At 68.2% G+C, this 21,223-nt stretch carries 14 protein-coding genes and 1 pseudogene; 2 read left to right on the plus strand and 13 right to left on the minus strand.

Annotation, left to right across the window (positions count from 1 at the left end; all coding sequences use genetic code 11):
• Positions 1-151 precede the first annotated feature (151 nt).
• Entirely contained in the window at positions 152-2,326 is a 2,175-nt protein-coding gene (locus ACFYMU_RS29125) for a hypothetical protein (RefSeq protein ID WP_388379330.1), read from the minus strand.
• A 411-nt stretch (positions 2,327-2,737) separates the two neighbouring features.
• On the opposite strand from ACFYMU_RS29125, the gene ACFYMU_RS29130 reads away from it, so the two are divergent.
• Entirely contained in the window at positions 2,738-5,059 is a 2,322-nt protein-coding gene (locus ACFYMU_RS29130) for an ATP-dependent RecD-like DNA helicase (RefSeq protein WP_388379333.1), read from the plus strand.
• A 148-nt stretch (positions 5,060-5,207) separates the two neighbouring features.
• Here the strand turns inward: ACFYMU_RS29130 and ACFYMU_RS29135 are convergent.
• From ACFYMU_RS29135 to ACFYMU_RS29170, 8 genes and pseudogenes are all read right to left on the minus strand, one after another.
• Positions 5,208-5,451: pseudogene (locus tag ACFYMU_RS29135) on the minus strand (DUF397 domain-containing protein).
• Positions 5,448-7,598: a tetratricopeptide repeat protein gene (locus ACFYMU_RS29140; protein WP_388379336.1), complete on the minus strand. Its 2,151-nt coding sequence runs from the start codon at positions 7,596-7,598 to the stop codon at positions 5,448-5,450. The pseudogene ACFYMU_RS29135 and the gene ACFYMU_RS29140 overlap by 4 nt, the downstream one beginning before the upstream one ends.
• 194 nt (positions 7,599-7,792) lie before the next feature.
• Positions 7,793-8,218, minus strand: coding sequence for a hypothetical protein (locus tag ACFYMU_RS29145; protein WP_388379338.1), 426 nt, complete (start codon positions 8,216-8,218; stop codon positions 7,793-7,795).
• Positions 8,219-8,432: 214 nt separating this feature from the next.
• Positions 8,433-9,644, minus strand: coding sequence for a PIN domain-containing protein (locus ACFYMU_RS29150; protein WP_388379340.1), 1,212 nt, complete (start codon positions 9,642-9,644; stop codon positions 8,433-8,435).
• Positions 9,645-9,999: 355 nt separating this feature from the next.
• A complete protein-coding gene (locus tag ACFYMU_RS29155) occupies positions 10,000-10,971 on the minus strand; it encodes a hypothetical protein (RefSeq protein ID WP_388379342.1) in 972 nt (323 codons plus the stop codon).
• 307 nt (positions 10,972-11,278) lie between these two features.
• Positions 11,279-11,476, minus strand: coding sequence for a hypothetical protein (locus ACFYMU_RS29160; protein ID WP_381347762.1), 198 nt, complete (start codon positions 11,474-11,476; stop codon positions 11,279-11,281).
• Positions 11,473-12,072 carry a DUF6907 domain-containing protein gene (locus tag ACFYMU_RS29165; protein ID WP_388379345.1) on the minus strand — a complete coding sequence of 200 codons (600 nt, stop codon included), beginning with the start codon at positions 12,070-12,072 and terminating at the stop codon, positions 11,473-11,475. The genes ACFYMU_RS29160 and ACFYMU_RS29165 overlap by 4 nt, the downstream gene beginning before the upstream one ends.
• Positions 12,069-12,218 carry a hypothetical protein gene (locus ACFYMU_RS29170; RefSeq protein WP_388379348.1) on the minus strand — a complete coding sequence of 50 codons (150 nt, stop codon included), beginning with the start codon at positions 12,216-12,218 and terminating at the stop codon, positions 12,069-12,071. Before ACFYMU_RS29170 ends, ACFYMU_RS29165 begins: the two co-directional genes overlap by 4 nt.
• Before the next feature lie 1,700 nt (positions 12,219-13,918).
• On the opposite strand from ACFYMU_RS29170, the gene ACFYMU_RS29175 reads away from it, so the two are divergent.
• Positions 13,919-15,016 (plus strand): hypothetical protein, encoded by a 1,098-nt coding sequence (locus ACFYMU_RS29175; protein WP_388379351.1) that lies wholly within the window; start codon positions 13,919-13,921, stop codon positions 15,014-15,016.
• 42 nt (positions 15,017-15,058) lie between these two features.
• Here the strand turns inward: ACFYMU_RS29175 and ACFYMU_RS29180 are convergent, their stop codons facing one another.
• The 4 genes from ACFYMU_RS29180 to ACFYMU_RS29195 all read right to left on the minus strand — a co-directional run bounded on the left by ACFYMU_RS29180 (position 15,059) and on the right by ACFYMU_RS29195 (position 21,021).
• Positions 15,059-16,099 (minus strand): hypothetical protein, encoded by a 1,041-nt coding sequence (locus ACFYMU_RS29180; protein WP_388379353.1) that lies wholly within the window; start codon positions 16,097-16,099, stop codon positions 15,059-15,061.
• 38 nt (positions 16,100-16,137) lie between these two features.
• Entirely contained in the window at positions 16,138-18,030 is a 1,893-nt protein-coding gene (locus tag ACFYMU_RS29185; RefSeq protein ID WP_388379356.1) for a DNA/RNA non-specific endonuclease, read from the minus strand.
• A gap of 178 nt (positions 18,031-18,208) precedes the next feature.
• Positions 18,209-20,422, minus strand: a complete 2,214-nt coding sequence (locus ACFYMU_RS29190; RefSeq protein ID WP_388379359.1) for a trypsin-like serine protease — start codon at positions 20,420-20,422, stop codon at positions 18,209-18,211.
• A gap of 56 nt (positions 20,423-20,478) precedes the next feature.
• Positions 20,479-21,021 carry a hypothetical protein gene (locus ACFYMU_RS29195; protein WP_388379362.1) on the minus strand — a complete coding sequence of 181 codons (543 nt, stop codon included), beginning with the start codon at positions 21,019-21,021 and terminating at the stop codon, positions 20,479-20,481.
• Positions 21,022-21,223 lie beyond the last annotated feature (202 nt).

Genomic DNA, 21,223 nt, shown 5'->3' on the forward strand with positions numbered 1-21,223 from the left:
CGGCAACCTCTGGATGCCACCCATCGCCCAGCTCCCCTGACCAGGCACCCCCACCCAGCGTCACCGATCAGGCCCATTCCTTCTGAATGGATACGTCCAGTGAGGAGTCGGCGGTCGGTGAACAAGACACCACGGGCGGCGGCACGCTGCCCTAGTCATCTCCCGGCTTCCGGCCTCTTCTCGCCTCGGACTCCGTGACGAAGCCGTCGATGATCCATTGCCCGCAGTATCCGCTTACCAAGTCGTAGGTAACCGGGGTAGTCATCAGCCGCGCGGCGGAGGCCGCGCCGAGAGCTGCGGCGCGGGCGTCACCGGTGGCCCCGGACAGATCTCGCCATACGGTGGCCAGGGACATGGCGGCCTCGGCCAGCACCGGAGCACTGGTGTTGGTCTCGGGGCCGTCATCCAGATTCTGCAGCCCCTGGAGGTACGCGATGAAGCCTTCGGGGGTCCAGTCCTCCGGATGTCGGCGCAGCCATGCCAACGATGTGTCCAAGGGCAGCGGCTGAACCGTGTCCGGAGACGTGTCGCCGCCCGGAGCGACAGACGGGACGGCGGGCGGCATTTCCCTCTCTGCGTCGGCGCGGCTGGTGGTGACGGGATTCTTGTCCAGCACGGTGTAGAACAGCGTTCGCGTCGCTGCGCTGAGTTCCACATTGCTGTTCGTATATGGCTTGAGCGGATAGTCGAGCCCTCCGCCCACGGCATCCTGCACATACGCTTCGAAGCGGTTCACCGCATGGGTGCTCATGTTCGCTCGCGGGGCACCGGGATAGATCTGTGCGGCGTCGGCTGCCCGAACCGCGGCACGCCAGGCCAGATTGTTGATCTCGCCGAGAGACAGCGCCTCCGCGGCGCGTTCGGTAGCGTCGCGAAGCCGGACGAAATGAGTGTCCGGCACGGCAGGCAGATGCCGGACCTGGAGCTGGTAGTCGAAGTAGCGCATGGCTTCACGGGCGATGAGTTCCACCAGCACGCCGAGCAGTTCGTGCTGTCGCTCGAGCGTCATCCGGGCCGGGTTGAGGCGGTCGATCAGATGGGCGTCCAGGGCAGCCGCGCCCGTGCCCAGGCTGGATCCATAAGGCGAGTAGTGCGCAGCGCGCGTCGGATAGTACCGATCCGACAGCTCAGGCTGCCCAACCGCGTCCAGGTCACCGCCCGCTCTTGCGAGAGCCTCCTCGGCGGTCCGGGGTTCCTCCCAGGTGAAGGCGCCGGTGACGCTGTCGGGGTGGACGGCCAACAGCCCAGCCCGGACGGTCTCGGCCACCGCACCCGCCACCAGCTGCGGCTCCGGAAGAAGCGGTGCCTCCCACAGATCGACCGGACCCAGCGGGTTCGCGCTCGTCGCGTAGCGCAGCAGCGCCAGCGCAGTAAGTTCGGTGCGGACACCCGCATGTGGGATCGGCGCTTCCTGAAGATGGCGCACCGGATAGCGCTCCCGGATGGCCTCCCGTTGCTGAGCTGACCACTGGCGCTTGATGTCCTGCTCGGTTCGTGCGCGCTGTGCCTGCTCCTGCAAGGCCGTGCGTTCGGCAACATGTTCAGGGTCGTGCAGACGGCGCAGCGCGTCCTGCATGCGCGGAGTGCAGTCCACGCATCCAGGGTCGCCGCCTTCGAACAACTGCTGATAGGCCCACCGTGAGGTTAGAGTCAGTGGTCCCCCGCAGCGCCGGCAGGACCGATCGGGCAGGATCGCACGGACTCCTGCGGCTGCTGCGACGTGCGGCTTGCCCCAGCCATGGCCTTCCAAGCTCGCCGCTCTGAACCGCCAGGCGACGCAGGCTGAGTTCGGGTCCCGGCTGACGATCTCCCAGTAGCGCCGCCCCAGCGTGACCAGTTCCTCGGGTGCTTCGGGGACCGGCTCGATAACAGGCCGGGGGATCAGGGCCTGGGGCTCAGCCTCGTCATTCCGTTCGATTGATGTTGTGGCTTCGCCGTCCGTGGGCCGTGGCACCACGGAGGAAGTACAGGAAGCGCAGCGTCGCCCGGGAGACTGGAGCCGGGCCAGTTGACGACGGGTACGAACTGAGACGGGACGACCGCACTGGGAGCACGCCAACCGCAACGCCACGGCATAGGAGTTGGCCGAGACCGTTGCCGTCGTCGACGGGTCCGGTACCGCGTGCTTCCAGGCCCCGTCCGGGGCCAGTGCCCAGTAGGCCACGCACATCGAGCGCACCTCGGAGGAGGCATCGGCGGCGACGATCACCTTCAGGTGCGGGTCCTCCTCCGAGGGCTGCACCGTAACGAGGTCGGCCGCAATGTTCCGGTCAGCGGCTTGCTGCCGGGCACGTTCGCGTCGCCGGCGCCTTTCGCGTTTGCCCATGACGTGCCTCGCTGAGTCGTGCCGCGTGCCGTGCACCCTGGTGGTTCAGAGCAGAGGTGGCCCGTCCCGGTTGGAGCCGACCGCACCTCTCGGGAGAGTACGTCGCCCCGAGTGCGCCATCTGGGTGACGGATTCGTCGCTGTTGCGGCGTGCACAGCGCTATTGGAGAAGGGGGCATCGAGTAGTTCACCAGAATGTGGGACAGGTAGTGGTCGCCGTGCTTTACAGATAGCGGCCCTCCGCAGGGCCGCTATCGCCTGGGTAAGCAATAGCACCGTGACGCCGTATACCCCCGTTCGGGTGAGGAGATCCACCTGGTCGGGTGACATCCGGCACCAAGGTGCCGGTGCTCATCCATTCTGCAGAGAGCAGCCTGCTGTAGCGCTCGCTGCACGCACCTCTGGAGAACCCGTGTCCGACGAACCGGACTCGACCTTCCCCGATGCGGTCGAGGGAGTAGTCGAGCACCTCTTGCACGTCAGTTACGACGAGCGCACGGTGTTGCGGCTGAGAAGAACGGCGGACGACGATCCGGGCATCACTGTCGTCGGCAAGGCGCTCTTCGGCGTCCGGCCTGGGGAGTGCGTGCGGGTGAGAGGCAGATGGACTCAGCATCTCCGCTATGGCGGCCAGTTCCTGGCTGAGCGCTGCGATCGCACGATGCCCGCCGACGAACGGGCCATCCGGATGTATCTCGCATCGGGAATGATCAGGGGTATCGGGCCGGCACTCGCGGGGGCGATCGTGGACCGGTTCCGTGACCAGACCCTAAAGATCATTGACACCGAAGTGCAGCGCCTGCTGGAAGTCCACAACATCGGCGACATCCGGCTGGCCCGGATCACGGCAGCGTGGCAGGAACAAAAGTCCATCTCCGAGATCATGGTGTTCCTGCAGAGCTTGAACATCACTCCCGGGCTCGCGGTGAAGATCTGCACCGCATACGCCGACACGGACGACGACCCCATGCACATCGTCCGACGTACCCCTTACCGCCTGTGCCGCGATGTACGGGGCATCGGTTTTGACAAGGCCGACAAGATCGCCCTCGCCGTAGGGATCCCGAAGCACAGCGACGAGCGTCTGCAGGCAGCCCTCACGCACGAACTGGACCTCGCTGCAGGCCAGGCAGGCCATTGCCACCTGCCCGTACGCGTTCTGCTGTTCCGGACCCGCACTCTGCTGAAGGACGACGACCCAGCGACCGCTGAGATCCTGGACGACGTGGTCTTGCGCCACGCTTTGAAAGCACTGTGCGACCAGAGCGAGGTGATCATCGAGACTCTGCCGCTCCCCGCCAGGGACGGCACCGGAACACTGGTGGACACGGAGATCGCTGTACTCCCGCGCCTGCACCGCGATGAAACACAGCTCGCCCACCACGTACGGCGCCTGCTCAGGGCCCGCTCCCTGCTCGCCGAACTCGCCCCCTGGGCCGACCGATTGGCTGAACTGGCCACCAGCGAGACGGCCGGGCTGACCGAGGAACAACACCACGCGATCCTCACCGCCCTTACCAGTCCCGTGTCCATCCTCACCGGCGGTCCAGGCTGCGGGAAAACCCACACTTTGCGCACCCTGGTCGAGATCGCCGACGAAGCCCACGCACAGGTCGCGCTCGCTGCACCCACGGGAAAGGCCGCAAAGCGGCTGGAAGAGACCACAGGCCGGGACGCGATGACTGTCCACCGACTCATCCGCCCACCGGACGGCCATACTCTCTTCGATCACGCCAGCCCGCTCGACTCCGCCGATCTCATCGTGATCGACGAAGCATCCATGCTGGACACCAACCTCGCCCGCAAGCTCACCGCCGCGATCCGCGATGGCTGCCACCTGCTGCTGGTCGGCGATGTCGACCAGCTGCCCAGCGTCGGCCCCGGGCGGGTGCTGCGCGACCTCCTCGACGTCGACCACATTCCCCGCACACGACTGACCCGAGTCTTCCGCCAGCACGACGACAGCGCCGCAATCGTCCGCAACGCCCATCGCATTCTGCGCGGTGAGCTGCCCGAGGATGATCCGAAGGCTTTCTGGAACAGGCACGTTCCCGACCCGGAAGAAGTCGCCCAGCGCGTAGTGGACTTGGCCGCGGATCTCATGCCCCGCCACTTCGGCGTACTACCCACCGACATCCAGATCCTGTGCCCGGGCAAGAAGAACATCGCCGGCATGACCGACCTCAACTTGCGTCTCCAGCTTCGGCTAAACCCGCCTGCCGACGACAAGCCCCAGCACTACCACGACGGCAATGCCTTCCGGCTCGGCGACCGCGTCCAGCAGATCCGCAACAACCCACATCGAGGTGAGGCGGGCATCTTCAACGGCAGCAGCGGCACTATCACCGCCCTCGACCTGGAAGCCCACACGCTCACCGTCACGTTCGACGATGCCGAGGAGGCCACGTACCCGTTCGCTGAACTTGACGAGCTCATTCACGCCTACGCACTGACTGTCCACCGCTCACAAGGCAGCGAATACCCGTACGTGATCGTCCCGGTTATCAGGGAGACCGGAGATCTGCTCCTCCAGCGAAATCTGCTGTACACCGCGATCACTCGCGCCCGCCAAGGAGCCGTGATCATCGGACACGCCGAGGCAGTCGAGCGAGCGATCGCCAACAACCTCACCCTCCGGCGTAACACCGCCTTGACACATCGCATCACCGACACTCAGCCGACCGTGCCGGCACCACGACGGAATCCAGTCACCGGCCAGCTCGCCTGGGACTGAACGCCAGCGATGAAGTCCTCGGAGCAGCCCAAGCATGGATGATCGTCGAACTCCCCAGGTGCTCCGCCGAGGGACGAGCGGCCCGTTCCGCCCACCCGGACGCCAGGAACGGTTCGCACCTGTAAGCCTGCGCCGAACAGGCTGGTACCTAGATCGGAAACTCCCCTCGCCGGACTGCGGCTATGAAGTCCAGCCATGCGTCCGATCTGAAAACGATCACTGAGTCGTCAGGGTCTTTGGAGTCCCGGACAGGGGCCTGGCCCGGTGGGGGGGGGGGGGGTAAGTATTTCCAGGCAGGCGTTCTCGTTGCCGCTGTAGCTGCTCTTACGCCAGACGCGGATGATCGTTTCGTTCAAGGTTGCGTGTCCTCGCCGGAGATCGGAATCGTTCATGTGTGCTCTTCAGTGGTGGCCAATTCGTACACCTCGCGGCAGTTGAGTGTGCCGGGATGCTCGGGGCCCAGTACGCGGGTGCTGGCCGCGAGGGTGTGGGCCACCAGATCCCGTGCCTGTCGGCGGTGCCCGGCGCCGATGAGAATGCGGGCGAGCCGGGTCTGGATGGCCAGGGTGTGGGGGTGCTCCGGCCCGAGGATGCGTTCGCGGGCTTCTGCCACATTCCTGGCAATGTGCTCCGCCTCGGGCCAGTTGCCCTGGCGGAGGAGGATGCCGGCCAGGAGATCCTGGGCGTTCAGGGTTCGGGGGTGTTCTGGGCCCAGGACGTGTTCGCCGCCGCTGACTGTGGCACGGGCGAGGGTTTCGGCTTCGTCCAGCTGGTCGTTTCTGGAGAGCACCCAGGCCAGGGCGATCCTGCTCTGGAGGGTGTGCGGGTGCTTGGCGCCCAGGGCGCGTTCGCTGAGTGCGAGGTTGGGCCGGGCGAGGGCTTCGGCCTCCGCCCAGCGCCCCTGTTCGCCAATGGCGTCCGAGAGGCAGGCCCGGCTCTCCAGGGTGTCGGGGTGCTCTGGCCCCAGGACTCGGTGGCGTCCGTCTGCCGCATGCCGCATGTGCCGCTCGTCCTCGGCGAATCTGCCGAGTCCGTACAGTGCGAGGCCGAGGGCGTGGGCGCTGGCCAGGGTGTCGGGATGGTCGGCGCCGAGGAGGGTTTGGCGGGCGTCCAGGGTCTCCTGGTGGAGATCGGCGGCTTCGGCGAACCGGCCGACTCCCGTGAGGGCGCGGGCGAGTTCGTGTCGGTCGGCCAGCGCGTCGGGCGTCGCATCGTCCCGTGTGGCGGCGGCAGCCGCTTCGCCCAGAGCACGGGCGGTGGAGTAGTCGCCGCGGGCGTAGCTCTGGAGGCGCAGCCCGCGGACGACGGCTAGCGCGGGCGCCAACGCCCGGCTGCTCGTGCTGGCGGAGCGCCGCAGCAGTGCCGTCGAGTGTGGAGCGAACAGACGCAGGCTCTGGCTGTCGATGTACTGGTCGTCGCTCGTGGCCAGGAGCTGCGAGAGGAGTTCGGCTGCGGCAGTGAGCACGATGTCGCGTTGGTCGAGCGGAATCCGGGCGGCGACGGTGTCGAGGAGCAGGGCATGGGCCTGCACGGTACGTACGGTGGGTCGACCGGAGTCTCCGGGGACGTCCTGGAGAGAGATGAGTGACTGGGACTTCAGCCCCATGACGGCAGCGTTGGCCCGACTACCGGTCAGAGGAGGATCCGCCTGCGCGAGGGCCGTGGCGTTCAGACGGGACGGGGTGAGCAGGCCGACCGGCAGCGGATCGGGTGCGTAGCACGACAGCACCCGCAGCACCGTGGTCGCCTCGGGGAGGCCCTGCCGATGAAGGGCGTCCAGCGACAGTTGCCAGGTACTGCTGATCAAGCGGCGTAGATCGCGTTCGCCGGGCTCGGCGCCCAGGTCCAGAACGGTGCTCGGATCGTGCCGCAGGCGCTGGAGGTAGTCGCGGACGGTCACCGGTTCCAGGACCTGCTGGCCCAGATAGGTGCCGGCCAGCATCAGGGCGAGCGGGTGGCATCCCAGACTGTGCGCCAGTTGCTCCAGCGAGGCCAGGTCTGTGTCGCCGACCTGGAAGTCCAGCAGCACATCGACGGCGTCCGACACATCAAGTACGCCGAGGGAGTGCGACGCGGCACCGTGCCACAGCGGAGCGGCGCCGTGCCGGGTGGTGACGAGTACGGTCCCGCGTGGGCTGGAGCGCAGCCACCCGGGCTCCTGGAAGATGGCGGGCTCGTCGGCGTTGTCGAGAACGAGGAGCCAGCGTTCGGCCGAGCGGTCGAGGTAGTGCCAGACCAGGTCCGCCGCCGGGCGTCTGCCGGCTCGGGCGGCGTCGACCTCGTCCTGGGAAGCACCCCGGTCGGAGGCTACGGCGAGCATTCCGGCGCGGAACGAGGTGGTGCTGGAGGCGTTGACCCACAACCCGGTGATCCCGTGGCCGCCGACCGCCTCGTCGAACACGGTCAGTGCCACCGCGGTCTTCCCGCAGCCGGGCATGCCGTGCACGATGTGGATGCCTTGCGGCTCGGGCTCATAGCCCAGGATGGCGGCCAGGAGCGCGCGTCGGAGGTCTCGCCGGTCCCGGATCGGTGAGTGCATCCGGGCAGCCAAAGGGACGCGTACCGAGTCCGGCCCCGCCCATTGCTGATCCCCCAGGGCGCCGAGAGTCGCGGCAATGTGAGTGTGGTACTCGGTGATGTGCTGGTCACGCTCGGCGCGGAACAGCCGACCGTGATCGCTCACGGCGGTGCGCGGTACCGGCGCCTCGGGCGAGTTCGGTTCCACGCCCTCGGTCACCGTTCGGTGATGTGCTGGTCACGGCCGGCCTGGTAGACCCGGCCGCTGCCGGATACCTCGGCACGCATGTGGACCACCGGGGCCGGGATCTCCTGCCCGGCGGGAAGCAGCGCGCGAGACTCCTCCAGGACACGGAGCAGCTCCTGCGCGATGTCCGGATCGGCGATCAGCAGGCGGCGCAACCGCCCCTGCCACTCACCTGCCAGAGCCTGCTCGCCGAGTGTGTCGCCTTCCTGCCGAGCAGCCAGGATCTCCGCCCGGGTCACCTCCAGGTCGTTGCCGACTTCTTCGGCTTGGGCGGGGCGCACGCGGCGCCACATCGCGACGATGCCGTCGCGGGTGTGCTGCCAGACGTCGGTTGCCATCAGCGCCACGACGGTGGCGCTCGCGGTCTGTGCCATCACCGTCAACTGCGGATCCATGCTTCCCCCGAACCACCTGTACCTCGCATCTTCCCCATGATAGGCGGAAGTTGGCATGAACGGGCCGTGATCCGGCCGCAGCGCCGTACATGCGGCTGACCTCGTGCATGGGACGGCGCCTACGTGTCCAAGGGTGTAGTACGCGCTCGACAACTACCCTCTCGATTAGAGGCGTTGGTGGTGCGCGCCGTGCAGAGACACCCCAGGGAAGCAGTCACTCTCCGGTGGGGTGTACGGCGAGCAGTCTGTTTACGATGTCCTCGAATTCAGCGCCCAGGTCGCCAGGCAATTCGTGGAAGCCGATGCCGCTAAATTTCCGGAGGTCCGTGTGCTGGTGTGGCGAGGGGAACCCTTCGGGGCGACTCGGGGCAGCGTTCAGGAATCGTGTTGCTTCTTCCGATGTCACTTCAGCCGAGGGGCCGCTGCGTAGGACTACCAGCCGGGAGCCGTCCTGCGGTGTGAACAGGACGCGCGTTTCCCAGGAGCTCCAGGCCGACGCCACGGCGAAGCTAGGAGTCAGGACCAAGGCCGGGCCGCCGAGGATCCAACGGACGGTGGCGGTGCACCACTCGTTTTCGGCGACCTTGTAGGTCTGTATGTCTCGGACGGAGTCGAGGACGACGACCGGCGGTTCGGTCCAGCCGGCCAGCCACTCTTGCGCCAGGCGTTGGAGGTCTCCTGTGCGGAACGTGGACATCTCGTAAGGTGACCGCCCGAGGCGAGCCTGCATGTTGTCAAAGGCGCGGTCGCTGATGGTGGCGCAGACCTCCGAGGTTGCAAGCACTTGACGGATGCGCTCAACGGGGACGTCGGTTGGTTCCGCGATGCGGGAAACGACCGCGTCGACGTCGATGAGGTGGACGAACCGATCCTTCAGGCCGTCGAGGTCCTGGTCCATGGGGTATTCGTAGGCTGAGCCGTCGCCGAAGTCCTTGGTGTTGGCACTGACGAAGTAGACCGTCTCGGCGGGGTGAGCCTTGGCGTACTCGATCGCTGACAGCCAGACGGCGACGTCACGATAACCGCTCTTGGGACCGCGTCCGCCAGCCTTGTCCGCCTTGCTCGCGGGAGGCAGCGCGTTGGCTTCGCGGAGGGCTGCCTCGCGGAGCGCGGCATCACTGGTGGGGATCACGTTGACGATGCCACGATATGCCGCGCGCCAGTGTTCGCGGACCCTTTCGGGGTTGCGGGCGGTCATCATCCCGGGCAGCTCCCATGGGGTGGCTCGCTGCAGCGCTTCGAGAGCGCCGACGGCGGCTGCGTACTTGGTCATGTAGGTCACAGCATGCTGTGCTGCCAGCTCTTCCATGACGATCCAGGGAACAGCGACGTCCTCGATTCCGGACTCGCGGATCGTCCTGAGCAGTTCGGCGCTCGCGCTCTCAAGGCCGAGGCCGCGGATGATACAAGTGTCCAGAATGATCAAGATGCGCTCCATCCCCAGGTGTGATGAGCCACCCACTTTCCCAGTCGGAGCCGTACCGCGACCAGGCATTATCGTCGGGACAGGGAGGTACCTCATTGACGCACCCCCCCAGGAAGCTGGACGAGTCGGCGGGCTCGACTCGCTCAGTGCGCGGTCGCCGACCGCCTCACCTTCGGCGGCAACCTCATCCGGGCCGGAGCCGAGTCCTACCGCCCGGCCCTCCCCAGCCGCCGCACAGTACTCCGCCGGCTGAGTTGGGCCGCCGCCCCACAAGTCCTGGCGATCATGGAGGCACGCGTCCTCTTCGCTGAGAACCACGATCAGGACGACGACGTGGATGCAGGTGCCTTGCCGGTCATGCGTCACCATGCCGCGCTAGCCCGTGCTCTTCGTGGGCAGGCTGCTGGATGGCCTCCTCGTCGAACTGATCCAACTCGACTCGAAGACGCTCTGCCTCGGCCTCGGCTTTTCGCAACCGCCGCTCCAAAGTGGACCGCGATGGCGTAGGTGCGGCGCTCACCGACTTCGCCGGGTTTCGCTGCCGAGGGATGAGCCATCCGATTCGCTCGTAGGCCAAGATCCATCGTGCTTCTGTACAGGTGTAACACAGGGTTTCCGGTCGCGGTGTCGGCCAATTTTCTGTGAGCATTCGCCTGGTGTGCTCCCGATCCCGCTCGGTCTGCAGTTCCGGGTTTGCGAGCCACACACGCTCGAACTCGGCGGACATCTGCTGCACTCTTTCCGGGGCCGCCCGATGAGGCCCAGAGGCAGGCACCCAGTCGAGTTCCGGGGCGATGGCCTCGGAGAGGTGACCACAGGCCAGTGTCACTGTCCAGAATGCAGACGTATGTGGCTCGTCGTGACGGATCACCGACCACGCCTGAGGATCCATATAGTCGGGCGGCTCAACAGGATCGGCGGGAAAGCTCACCTCCTTGCGCTCTCCCCACTCGGCGATGTCGCGATACGGCTCGGGTGGTGAGTCGGCGTGCCTACAGATCATCTGCCCCATCGGAAGCGGCCAGTTGTGAATGGGTTCGTCCCACTGCATCTCGTGTGGCGGTACACCGTCCTCGCGAGTGATGACCTCAGTGATACAGCCGCAATCAAGCTGGACACGCCATCGGAAGGCGCGTGACAGGTCCGGTATCAAGAACACCCAAAGTACTCGTGGGATGCGCTTGCGCATTTCGGCGGTCTCCGCCTCGCACTCCCGCAGCACCTCGTCGCGTGGTCTGGCCTTGCCGGGGAGCCGCTGCAACGCAGGAGGGCTCGTCGGCCTGTTCGGCAAGAGAAGAAGTCGATTGTTGGTCGAAGAGTCAGCCATGAACTGTCCTCGGTACCCAGTCGGTGCTGCCGTTCAGTGTTCAAAAGAGCAGGCCGTGAGCGACCGGTGGTGACGCTACAGATCCAGGGAGTGCGTCGCCAACGGCGTCTCGCCGGTTCACCCACAGGAGTGAACCCTCGCGGTGGATTGTCTTCTTGCGGAGCCCGCGAACTACCTCCAGCCGTAATTGTGTTCTTCCGGACCGTAAGGGCTCCAGCGTCCCAGATAGGGCTTCAGTTCACCCGTGCGAGCGGCGCGCATGACGAGGCCTACGTTTCGGCACGGAAGGCGATTCTCGCCGCGGAGTTCATGCCCTGGCTTCGCAGCGCTCTCGGGCGATGATCTGCAGGAGCCAGTCGAAGACGGCGTCGGGGTCGCCAGCCTCCTTGATGAGGTCGCCGACGGCGTCGAGGCATTCACCGACGGACGGGTCGGCGCTCTGCTTGGCGTCCTCGATGTCGACGAGTGCGCGGGCCACGGCTGCACTGTGGGGGGCGGTCGTCATGATGACCCCTCCGCCCGGGGAGAGGTCATCTGGGCGCGCATGGCGCGGAGTCCGTCCAGAAAGTCGGCGAGGTTGTCGATCACGGTGTCGAACTCGGCCGTGGTCAGGAGGACGCCGTCCCCGCTGGAGTTGAAGGACACGCACGGCGTCTCGTCGACGAGGTTCTCGTCCGACACGAGTTGCGCGGACAGCAGCTCGTCATAGTGGACGCGCATGCCTGCGGGGATGGGCAGTCGAAGCTCGGCACCGATGTGCTCGGTGAGGATCTCGCCGTCGTCGTAGCGGTGGCCGATGCAGACGCCTGGAGCGCACCACGAGTAATGACGGGGTTCGACGGGCGGGGCCGCGTCTTCCCCCAGGTGGGTGATGAGGCTGCGGACGACGTTCACGCGCACGTCGGGGTTCTGGCCGGCCGGGACGACGACGAGGCGGCGACCATCCCGCAGGGCGAGGTAGTGGGCGTAGAACTTGTCGCGGAGGTACTCGTCGAGGCTGGTGGTGTCCCACTCCACGAGTTGCAGGTTGTACTCGGTGGTCAGGGCATCGAGGGTGCTGCCGGGGTTGGGGACAGCGCCAGTCATCGTGGCGGTGGTCATGCGTGCACCTCGCCCTCGCTGCACTTCGTCAGGACGCGGCGGAGGGTGGCGGTTGGGACGAAGCCGGACCGGCCGCCGTGGGTGAGCCGGATTCGGCCCTCCACCTCCTCCAAACAGGCGGGCAGGCCGCCGATGACAGCCACCATGCGCAAAGGCTTGACAGAGACGAGTGAGCAGTAGTCGGAGGGCGTGGCGGGGACGTGCTGGTCACTCGGGTGCGATGTAGCCGTTGACACCTCGGGCTGTACTTTGGTGTTCACGCGTGTGTCCGTTCTGTCTATCCGGCGATAGGCATGTTGCGTGCCTGACGGGAGCGGTCGATGGAACCCCGGCTCGGCCCGGTGCGCGAAGACCGGATCAGGGTGATGGCTTCTGTCTTGTCCTCGCAGTCGCCCTAGTAAGAGTGATCCAGGGGCACACCCCTCCATCGAGGGACCGTGTCAACGTGAGCCAGGCAAACTTCGCCCCGAAGGAAACAGATCAGCTGCTTCAAGGCTGTTGGGAGGGGAAGCCGTGATGTCGGTCTCGGTATCTGCGCCGGCCCTCGTCGCCGCCCTCATCTCCGGCGGTGACGAAAGCACGGAGGGTGTCGTCCAGGTCCGGGACGTCCTCAGCCCCAGGCGAGTTGCCCGGTGGGTGTCTGATCGTGCGGGGTCGGCACAGCGGACGTCGCGTGGGTGATGCGGTGGCTCAGGGCCGTGTTGCGCCGGTGGGTGCGGCTGTTGGCGAGGGCTCGTTCGACGGCCCCGCTTCGGCCGATGAGCACCCTGGCGGGCGCAGGTGAAAGACGTCCTTGCCTGTGACGAGCGTTCCTGGCACCGGTACCACCGGTTCTGCGATGAGCGACAGCGTGGTCGGGCTCGCGCCTGGCTGGCCGAGGCGGGCTATCGCCCGAGTCGTCCTCGTACTGCGGCGGACGGTGCCATCTTGACCCGCGCAGGAGCAGGAGGAACTGGCCCTTGTATGGCTGTACCGCAGCCGAAGGCTCGCCGAATCCGTACGGTGCGGTACGAGGCCGAGAATGTGGGCGCCCGCCCGGGCGTCGCGATGGTCGCAGCCGACCATCGCCTGTACCTTCCGCGCCTGCCCGGAGTTGCAGTTCCGAGCCGCGCCTTGTTGACTGCCTACAGTCCGACCCTGCTCAGCCAAGAACCGCGCCCTGGGCTCCACTGGGTGGTCCCTGTTTTGCGCTCGTGACGGCAATGGGAGGCCAGGGGGAGGCCGGACGCCTTTGGACCAGATGGACACGACAGCACAGGCCGGAACGCCCCATGTGTTCTGATCAGCCAAAACCGGAACCAGCGGCACGAAGCGGCACCCCGTGGCACGATCGCTGGTGATCTCGTAATGCGTAGGTCTCGGGTTCGAATCCCGAAGGCGGCTCCGTCAACCCCAGGTCGGATAGTCACTGACCTGGGGTTTTGTCATTCAATGGATCCGGCGACGGCGACGGTGACGGCGTACGGTGGGCGCGGACCGTGCGGCTGTCCGCGGTCTCAGTTCTTGCCTCGTTCGAGGCTGCCGCCGACGGCACGGGGATACGGATCGGGCCGTTCAGGGCGGTTGCCCGGGACGGCGCGCGGGGCAGCGCGGCGAGCAGCCGGCCCCGGCCGATCCTGCCGGCGCCACGGCCACCGCTGTATCGCGCACACCCCCGGATGCCGTCACCAACCGGCCGACACCACAGGTCGGTTGACCCGATCGGCGGCCGCGACATCGTGGAAGATCCTGATTCATGGCACCTCCGTCGGCGTCGATCACGGAGCCGATCTGAGCTGTGTGATGATGCACGGAAGTTGACCGGCCCTGGGCAGGGACCGGGTAGGTGAGAAGGGCGGGGCCCATCGTGAGCAAGAGTGAGGAGTCCATACCGGACGAAGAGTGGGAGCGCTTCCTTCGTGAAGCCGAGGCGGGGGCCGAGGGCGCGCCCGAGGAGCCGTCGGCGCGGGCCCGGATGGTGGCGAGGCGGCTGCGGGAGGAGACCGCCCGACCGGAGCCGTGGCGGAGTCACCCACCGGCCCGGCGGCGAGGAGGCAAGGGCTGGTACGCGATCGGTCTGCTGGTTGCGGGCGCCTTGCTGGTCGTGGCACTCGATCCGGGGCGGGTGGTCGGATGGTTCGGAGGCGGAGACGGCGAGAACGCGCCGCTCGCCGTGGAGTCGGAACATCCGGATCAGCCGCCGCCCACGGAGGCGGCGGCCCGACGTCCGACCCTGGAGCAGCCGTTCAGGGGTTCGCCCGCGGCGCAGTGGGGTGACGGGGTGGCCGGGATCGGGCTGCCCGAGGCACGGGCGACCGGCTGGATGAGCAAGGGGAAGGTCGCGCAGGCGCTTGAGAAGACACGGGACTTCCTCGCCGCGTCCAATCTGGATCCCGGTGTGCTGCGCGGGGAGCGACCGAGGAAAGCGACCGCGTTGATCAATCCTCATCAGCAGGACGTCCAGGACTACCTGGCGGCCGCGTTCCGCGCGCCCAGCCGGAAGGACGATCCCCTGCTGCTGTTCAGCCGGTTCGAGAAGACGAAGGTCCGGCTTGTCGGGGATGTGGTCAAGACACGAGGGCGGATCACGTACCGAGAGGGCAAGCGCGGTGCGGTCGAGGTGACCACCGATGTCACGTACGTGTATCCGGTCGTGCGCGCTGCAGCGGGAAGCGACGAAGTCGCGCGCACCATCGTGCGCCGCGAGGTCGTGATGAGTTGGGACGACCCGGCGAAGGTCGTCGTCGAGCCGGGTACGTTCTCCCTCGTCTCCTACAAGGTGGACACCACCAACGGCGGCTGCGGTACCTTCACCGGCTACCTCACCCCCGAGTTCGGCGCAGAGCGCGCGGCCGCGCACCCGGGAGACGGACCCGAGGTCGACCCGTACGACCGGAGCACGTCGATGGAGACGCGCATGCGAGAGGCCGGCGACGCGGGGTGCGGGACCGCCACACGGTCATGAGCGGCAGCTGCTCTGCCGCGGTCGTCCGCGCGTCAGGCTCGTTCACTGGACCAGTTCGAAGTGCGGGTGGTTCGGGGAGGCTGGGCAGACGTGAAGCTGGAGGTTGTAGCCGCCGACGATGTCGATCAAGGTGAAGTTCCCGTCCTCGGCACCCAGGGGAGGCGGGGCCGGGGTCGTCCGTGCCTCCTCGGCGATCCACGTCCCGCTGCCGCCGTCCCATTCCGAGGAAGCGATGGTGAGGAGCGGGACCGCCTCGGTGCCGCACTCGGGACAGGAGCGGTCGACGGGGTCGGTGGGGTCCCAGCGGGTCCAGCCGCCGGTCTTCCAGCCGGGTGCGGTGGAGAGGTTGTTCAGGTAGAGCTCGCCCGGATCGTACGCGTACGCGTTGTACTGCGCGGGGTCGATCGTCCCCCAGCGGCTCATGTCGTCCAGCTGGTCCCGAAGTTCCTTGTCCAGCTCCCTGGGGTTGGGGTACTCGGTGACCTGCTCCGGTGAGAACAGGCACGGCTCCGGGAGGTAGTGCGCGGACTGGATGACCGGCGGCTCGGGCGGTGCTTCGAGTACGTCGGTGACGGTTGCGGAGGAACGCCAGAAGAGTGCCGTCTTGGGGTGTGCCATCGCGTGGTCGAAGGGGCACCACAGGACCTGGAGGAGGTCCGCGTCGGACGGGCACGGGAAGAAGACGTCGCGGGCGTAGAGCTGGGCGACAGGGAGGAGGGGGATCGGGCCGTCGAACCACGGGCGGCCCACCTTGAGCCGCTCCCAGTTCTCCCGTTCCTCGGGGGTGGCCTCGGGTGCCTCGGGGTCGAGGCGCAGCCGCTCGGCCGCTGCGGCGCGGTCGCGGCGCAGGAGCCGGACGTCGTCCGGGGAGTGGATCCGCAGCGACGCGTGCCTGTCGTGCGGCTCGTCGCAGTACGGCCACGGCTCGTCGGCGGGCCACAGGAGCGGCCCGCCGACGTGGCTGTCGTGCACGGTCGGTGACCCTGGCCGCGGGTGCAGCCGGGTTGCCGTCCGCGCCAGCGGGGCCAGTTGAGGGAAGAGTGCGGTGACGTCGAACGGCCGCGGCGGGGTGGTGAAACTCATGCTGGCTCCCGTTGGCGCGAACTGGTGTGCTCTGTGGATCAGTTACCGAGGTTGAGCGTCCCGGTGTTCTGCAGGGTGTTGGTGACGTAGACGTTAGGGAACAGTTCCTCGGTTGTCCCGTTCACCCGTTGGATGGTCGCGCTCATAGTGACGCCCAACGGGATGGTGCTGTTCGCGTCCTTGTAGACGGGCGTCACCTGGTAGAAGACCGCATCGTTCGCTCCGAAATCGGCGATGGGTCCCTTGATCAGGTCCTGCGTCATGGACTCGTACGTCCGCATACTGGGTGTGCCCGTGTTCATCCCGACCTGCCAGCAGGGGACGAGGTTGTACCGAGTGAGCTCACTCGTGCCCTGTCCGCCGAGGACGCGCCCGATGAGGTGACACCGGGCCAGCCCGTTGGTGACGCCGCTCGCTGTCTTGAACGCCTCCGCGTCCTTCCAGCCGGTGATGGGATCGCTGGTTCCGGTCCCGCCGCCGACGTTCCGCCCCAGGCATGCCTGTGCCTGGGTCGGCCGCAGTCCGGGCCCGCCCGACGGGTCGGTCTGGTTGATGAGCGGAACCGGCTCAGTGGTGTTCTTGAACCAGCCGTCGCGGTTGGGCAGCGCACCCGCCGGGGGCGGGTCGTTCAGGCAGCTGGCCTGCGGTCCGGTGTCCGGCGTCGAGACCGTCAGCTCGAACTGGTCGGCGTCGATCACCCGCTGGTCCTTGAAGCCGTCGGCGAGCTGCGTGTCGGCGAACTGCTTGTCGGCGGACGTGACATGGGCCTGCACGCAAGGTGAGGCGGGATCCAGGACGTGGCCGTCGTTCAGGACGTATGTGTCCCATTCGCCGTTACCGAGGTTGGGGATCACCTCGACGCACTGGCTGCCGGCGACGCCACCCTCCTTCGCCTCGCCGAAGGGGAAGTCACCGCAGGTGTCGGTGTCGACAAGGTCCGTCTGGGCCGTAAAGCCCGCGCAGGTGGCGGCGGTGCGGTTGGCCACACCGCTCGTCGACCGGGTCAGCGGGCTGCCCTGCTTCCCCCAGGCGCCGTTGAGGCTCTTCTGGGCCCAGCCGTAGGCGGAAACGGCGCCGCCCGGGTCGGACGCCGTCGCGCTCATCGGCACGACCGGCATGACGGAGGGGACGGCACAGCCCGCGGTCGACGAACCGCCGACCGCGTCGTCGCAGCGGATCTTGCGGGGGTTGTCCCACGAGGCGTTCGGATCGACGGCCGTGGCACCGGGGGAGGTCACATACAGCTTGTACGAGGTGGTGAACTCCACGTGGGTGTCCGGGGCGGGCGTCGAGGAGTAGGCGACGGTGCCGCTGACGGACTGACCCAGGGTCAGGTTGCCGCCGTACCAGGGCGCGGTCTTCGTCGCCGTGCAGCCGGTTCCGCAGGAGGCCCGGAACTTGGCGTTGAGGGCGGTGACGTCGCCGCTCGCGGCGGTCATCTTCACGGTGACCTGCTCGTTCCAGGTCGTGCCCGTCCTGGGCAGGGTCGCGCTGGTCGAGACCTCGAGGGTGCCGCGTCCGATCTCCTTGCCGTTGCCGTCACGCAGGATGTAGACGACGTTCACCCCGGTCACGCAGTACTCGAAGCGCTCGTAGGAGTAGGAGCCGGGGCTGGTGATGTCGCAGCTGCCGGCGGCCGCGACCGCGGCGAGGGCCCGCTGTGGTGTCGCCGCGCGCTCGGCCGGGGCAGGGCTGGTGCTCACACATGCCTCGGCGGCGCCCGCCCGGCGTTCCTTCGAGCCTGCCCGCGTGGGCTCACACCGCTCCCCGGACTTCGCCCGGAGAGCGCTGGTCCTGGTGAGGGGCGCGGTCGCCGGCAGATCCGCCGAATCGATCCTGCTCATGTGCCGCGGCGACCCTTCCGCCACCTGCTGCGCATGGCTCACGCCGGCCGTGGTGAGCCCCAGCGTCACCACGGTCAGCAGGGTCACTGCGGCCGATCCGGCACGTATTCGTCCAAGCCGTCCAGGTCGTCTCGTATGCGTGGTCGTCATACCTCTCCTCTTGGCCGGGGGACCGGTCAACTGCCGATGTCTCAAGGGACCTTGACCAGCTACGACGGCGGCACCACCCCGACGCGGAGCGCCGGGGTGGTGCCGCCGGAGCCGGTTACCGTGCCGCGTAGCCGAAGCGGTCGCCGGCTGCCGGGAGGCCGCCCGCGCCGGGCTGGTACGTGGTGACGGGGGCCACCGTGCCGCCTGCGGTGACGTTGGACAGCGGCAGGGCGTACAGGGTGCCGTAGGTGCTCGGGCCGAGGGGCATGCCGACGTACAGCCGGGTGCCGGTGTAGTGGATGCTCGTGCCGAGCTGCTGGTCGGCGCCGGGAGCCGTGGGGATGCCGTCGCCGTCGCCCGCCTCCAGCCAGCGGTCGTTCGCGCCGGGGGCGCCCAGCAGGGAGAAGGTGTGGACCGCGCCCGCGTTGTCCGCCGTGCCGAGGGCCTCGTTGGGGGTGCCCACGGCGAGCTTCATCGTGGCGGTGGTGCTCAGGGCCCGCGGGGCGGTGTTGATCGCGGTCAGGGCGACGCCCATGCGGTCCCCGGCCTCCGAGGTGCCGCTCACGTCGTCGTCGGCGGTGCCCTGGAAGATGCTGTGGAGCTGGGTGTAGGTGCCGGCGGCGGTGATGCGGAAGGTCAGGGCGGCACCGGCGTCGGCCTTGGCGACGCCGTCGATGTCCAGGTCCTCACCGGGGGCGCCGACCGCGAGGATCGAGTCGGTGGCACCGGCCGCGCCCGACGGGCGGTACGGCGCCAGGGCCAGCGAGTAGCCGAACTGGTCGCCCGGCTCTGCGCCGCCGGAGACGGTGTCGAGGTCCTGGTCGAGTCCGAACTTCGGGGTGGGCAGGCCCGCGGAGGTCAGGGTGTGGCTGAAGACCGCGAGGTTGCCCGCGCCCGCGTCGCCGTTGATGGTCTCGCCGGGCGCGCCGACGGCGAAGAAGTTGGCGTCGGCCGCGACCGAGCCGCCGAAGCCGTCGTTCGCCTCCGCGGCACCGGGCACGTCGGTGCTGTCCTGGTGGAGGATGATGTTGGTGCCGTCGTGGATGTAGAAGGCCGCACCGGCCTTCGCCAGGCCGCTGACGGTCTCGCCCGGGGCGCCGCTGACCACGAACGGCACGCCGGCGGCGGTGACGCCGGCCGCGACGGAGTCGCCGAACCGGTCGCCGGCCCGGGCGACCGCGGTGGCCAGGGAGCCGGTGCCGGAGCCCTCCTGGAAGTGGGTGTCCTTGACCGTGCCGGTGCCGAGGCCGCCGGGGGCGCCGTGCAGGACGTCGACCACGCCGACGTCGGCGGCGGTGCCGATGTCCTCGGACGGGGTGCCCACGACGAGGTCGGTGCAGCCGTCCTCGTCGTAGTCGACGGTGTCCAGGGACTCGCCGAACCAGTCGCTGGCCTCGGCGGAGCCGGGGACCCAGTCGAGGTTCTCGTTGATCTCGGCGGTGCCCTTGCCGCCGCCGTAGACGATCCGGACCAGGCCGGCCGCGCCGACGCCGCCGACGGTCGCCCGCGGGTCGGATATGGCGATGTCCTCGACGCCGTCGCAGTTGAAGTCGGTGACGCGGACCGCGCCGACGGTCGTGCTCACCCAGGAGGCGAGGTCGTCCACGCGGGTGACGACACCGCCGGTGCCGGTCACGCCGGCGTCGATGCCGTAGCAGCCGCCCTGGTAGGACTGGCTGGCGAGGGCGGCCAGTTGGGCGGTGCCGCTGCCGGTCCGGACCAGGGGGCCGCCGGTGTCGCCCATGCAGGCGGCCGTGCCGCCGGTGCCGGTGACCGAGGCGGTCGTGGCGGCGGCGGAGTCCACGGTGAAGGCGCCGGTGTGCAGGTTCAGCGGTGCCCATTCGCTCGCGGTGCGGCCGTAGCCGGCGAGGGTGAGGCTCTCGCCGGTGGTGGGCGCGGCGGTGGCCAGGGTGATCGGGGCGACGCCCGTGACCGGGCGGTTGAGGCGGGCCAGGACGGCGTCGCGGTCGGTGCGCGGGACCAGTTCGACGATCTCGCGGGCCGCGCCGGCGGTGCCGGTCAGGTCGGAGCGGCCGACGACCGCGGTGGTCTTCACGGCCGGCTTGCCCGCGGGCACGCTCAGGCTGGTGGCGGGGTCGGCGGCGAAGCAACTGGCCGCGGTCAGCAGCCACTCGGTGTCCACGAGAACGCCGGAGCAGCCGCGGTCGTGATCGCCGACGGTGATCTGCGCGGTGTAGGCGTAGGTGGTGTCGGCGGCGGCGACTGCGGGGCCGGTGACGGCGGTGGCGGGGGCGGCCGCGAGCACGGCGGAGCCGAGGGTCAGGGCGGCGGCCAGTGCGGCGAGGCGCACAGGTCTGGCGTAGGTCATGAAGTCGGTCCCCTGGTGGGTGGTGGCGGATCGGGCTGGGAGGGCTCGGTGGGGCGCTACTTGGAGGTCCGAAGCTCCAGGAGCGTCCATTCACGGGCCTGGTCGTCCGCGCTCTCGCCCACCGGGGTCCAGGCGTTCTTGGCGATGTCGTACGACTGCTCCTCGGTGCCGACCGTCATCTCCGCCTGGGTCGAGTAGTCGTTGCCGCGGATGAGGTAGACCGACGGCAGCTCCAGGGTCAGCCAGCCGGAGGTGCCCTTGACGTCGAAGCAGACCTTGCTCTTGTCCCGCGCCTGGACCTCCAACTGACCGGTGCCGGACGCGCAGTCGGCGAGCGTGATGTGGCCGTCGCCCCGCTTGAGCAGGATGTTCTTCTCGGCGAGGATCTTGTCCGCCTGCGGGTAGTCGAAGGTCTCGACGGCGTAACCGGGGGCGCTGCCCGCGACGGTCGTGGCAGGGCCGGCCTCGGCGGGGGATCCGCCGGGGATCCCGACCGCCAGGGCGGCCCACGCCAGGGCGCCGACCGCCGCCGTGCCCAGGGTGCGGGCCAGGAATCTATTACGCCGCGGCTGTGCCGCACATGTGGTACGCGACTTCATCACTTTCCTAAACTCGTTGCTTCCGAATCGATGTCAGTAACGTGCTTCAAGGCAAAGGTGAAGGAAATAGACAATGCCGCGAGTGCTTCCACATCGCTTTCCCCCCGCCTAGATGCCACCTCGCTTCCGCGGATTTGTCCACTCCTCCAACACCCATAAAACGGACGGCAGTTGGAGCTCCATCGTGACGCTCGCCACACCC

Source organism: Streptomyces sp. NPDC007264, assembly GCF_042869095.1.
Classification (GTDB): domain Bacteria; phylum Actinomycetota; class Actinomycetes; order Streptomycetales; family Streptomycetaceae; genus Streptomyces.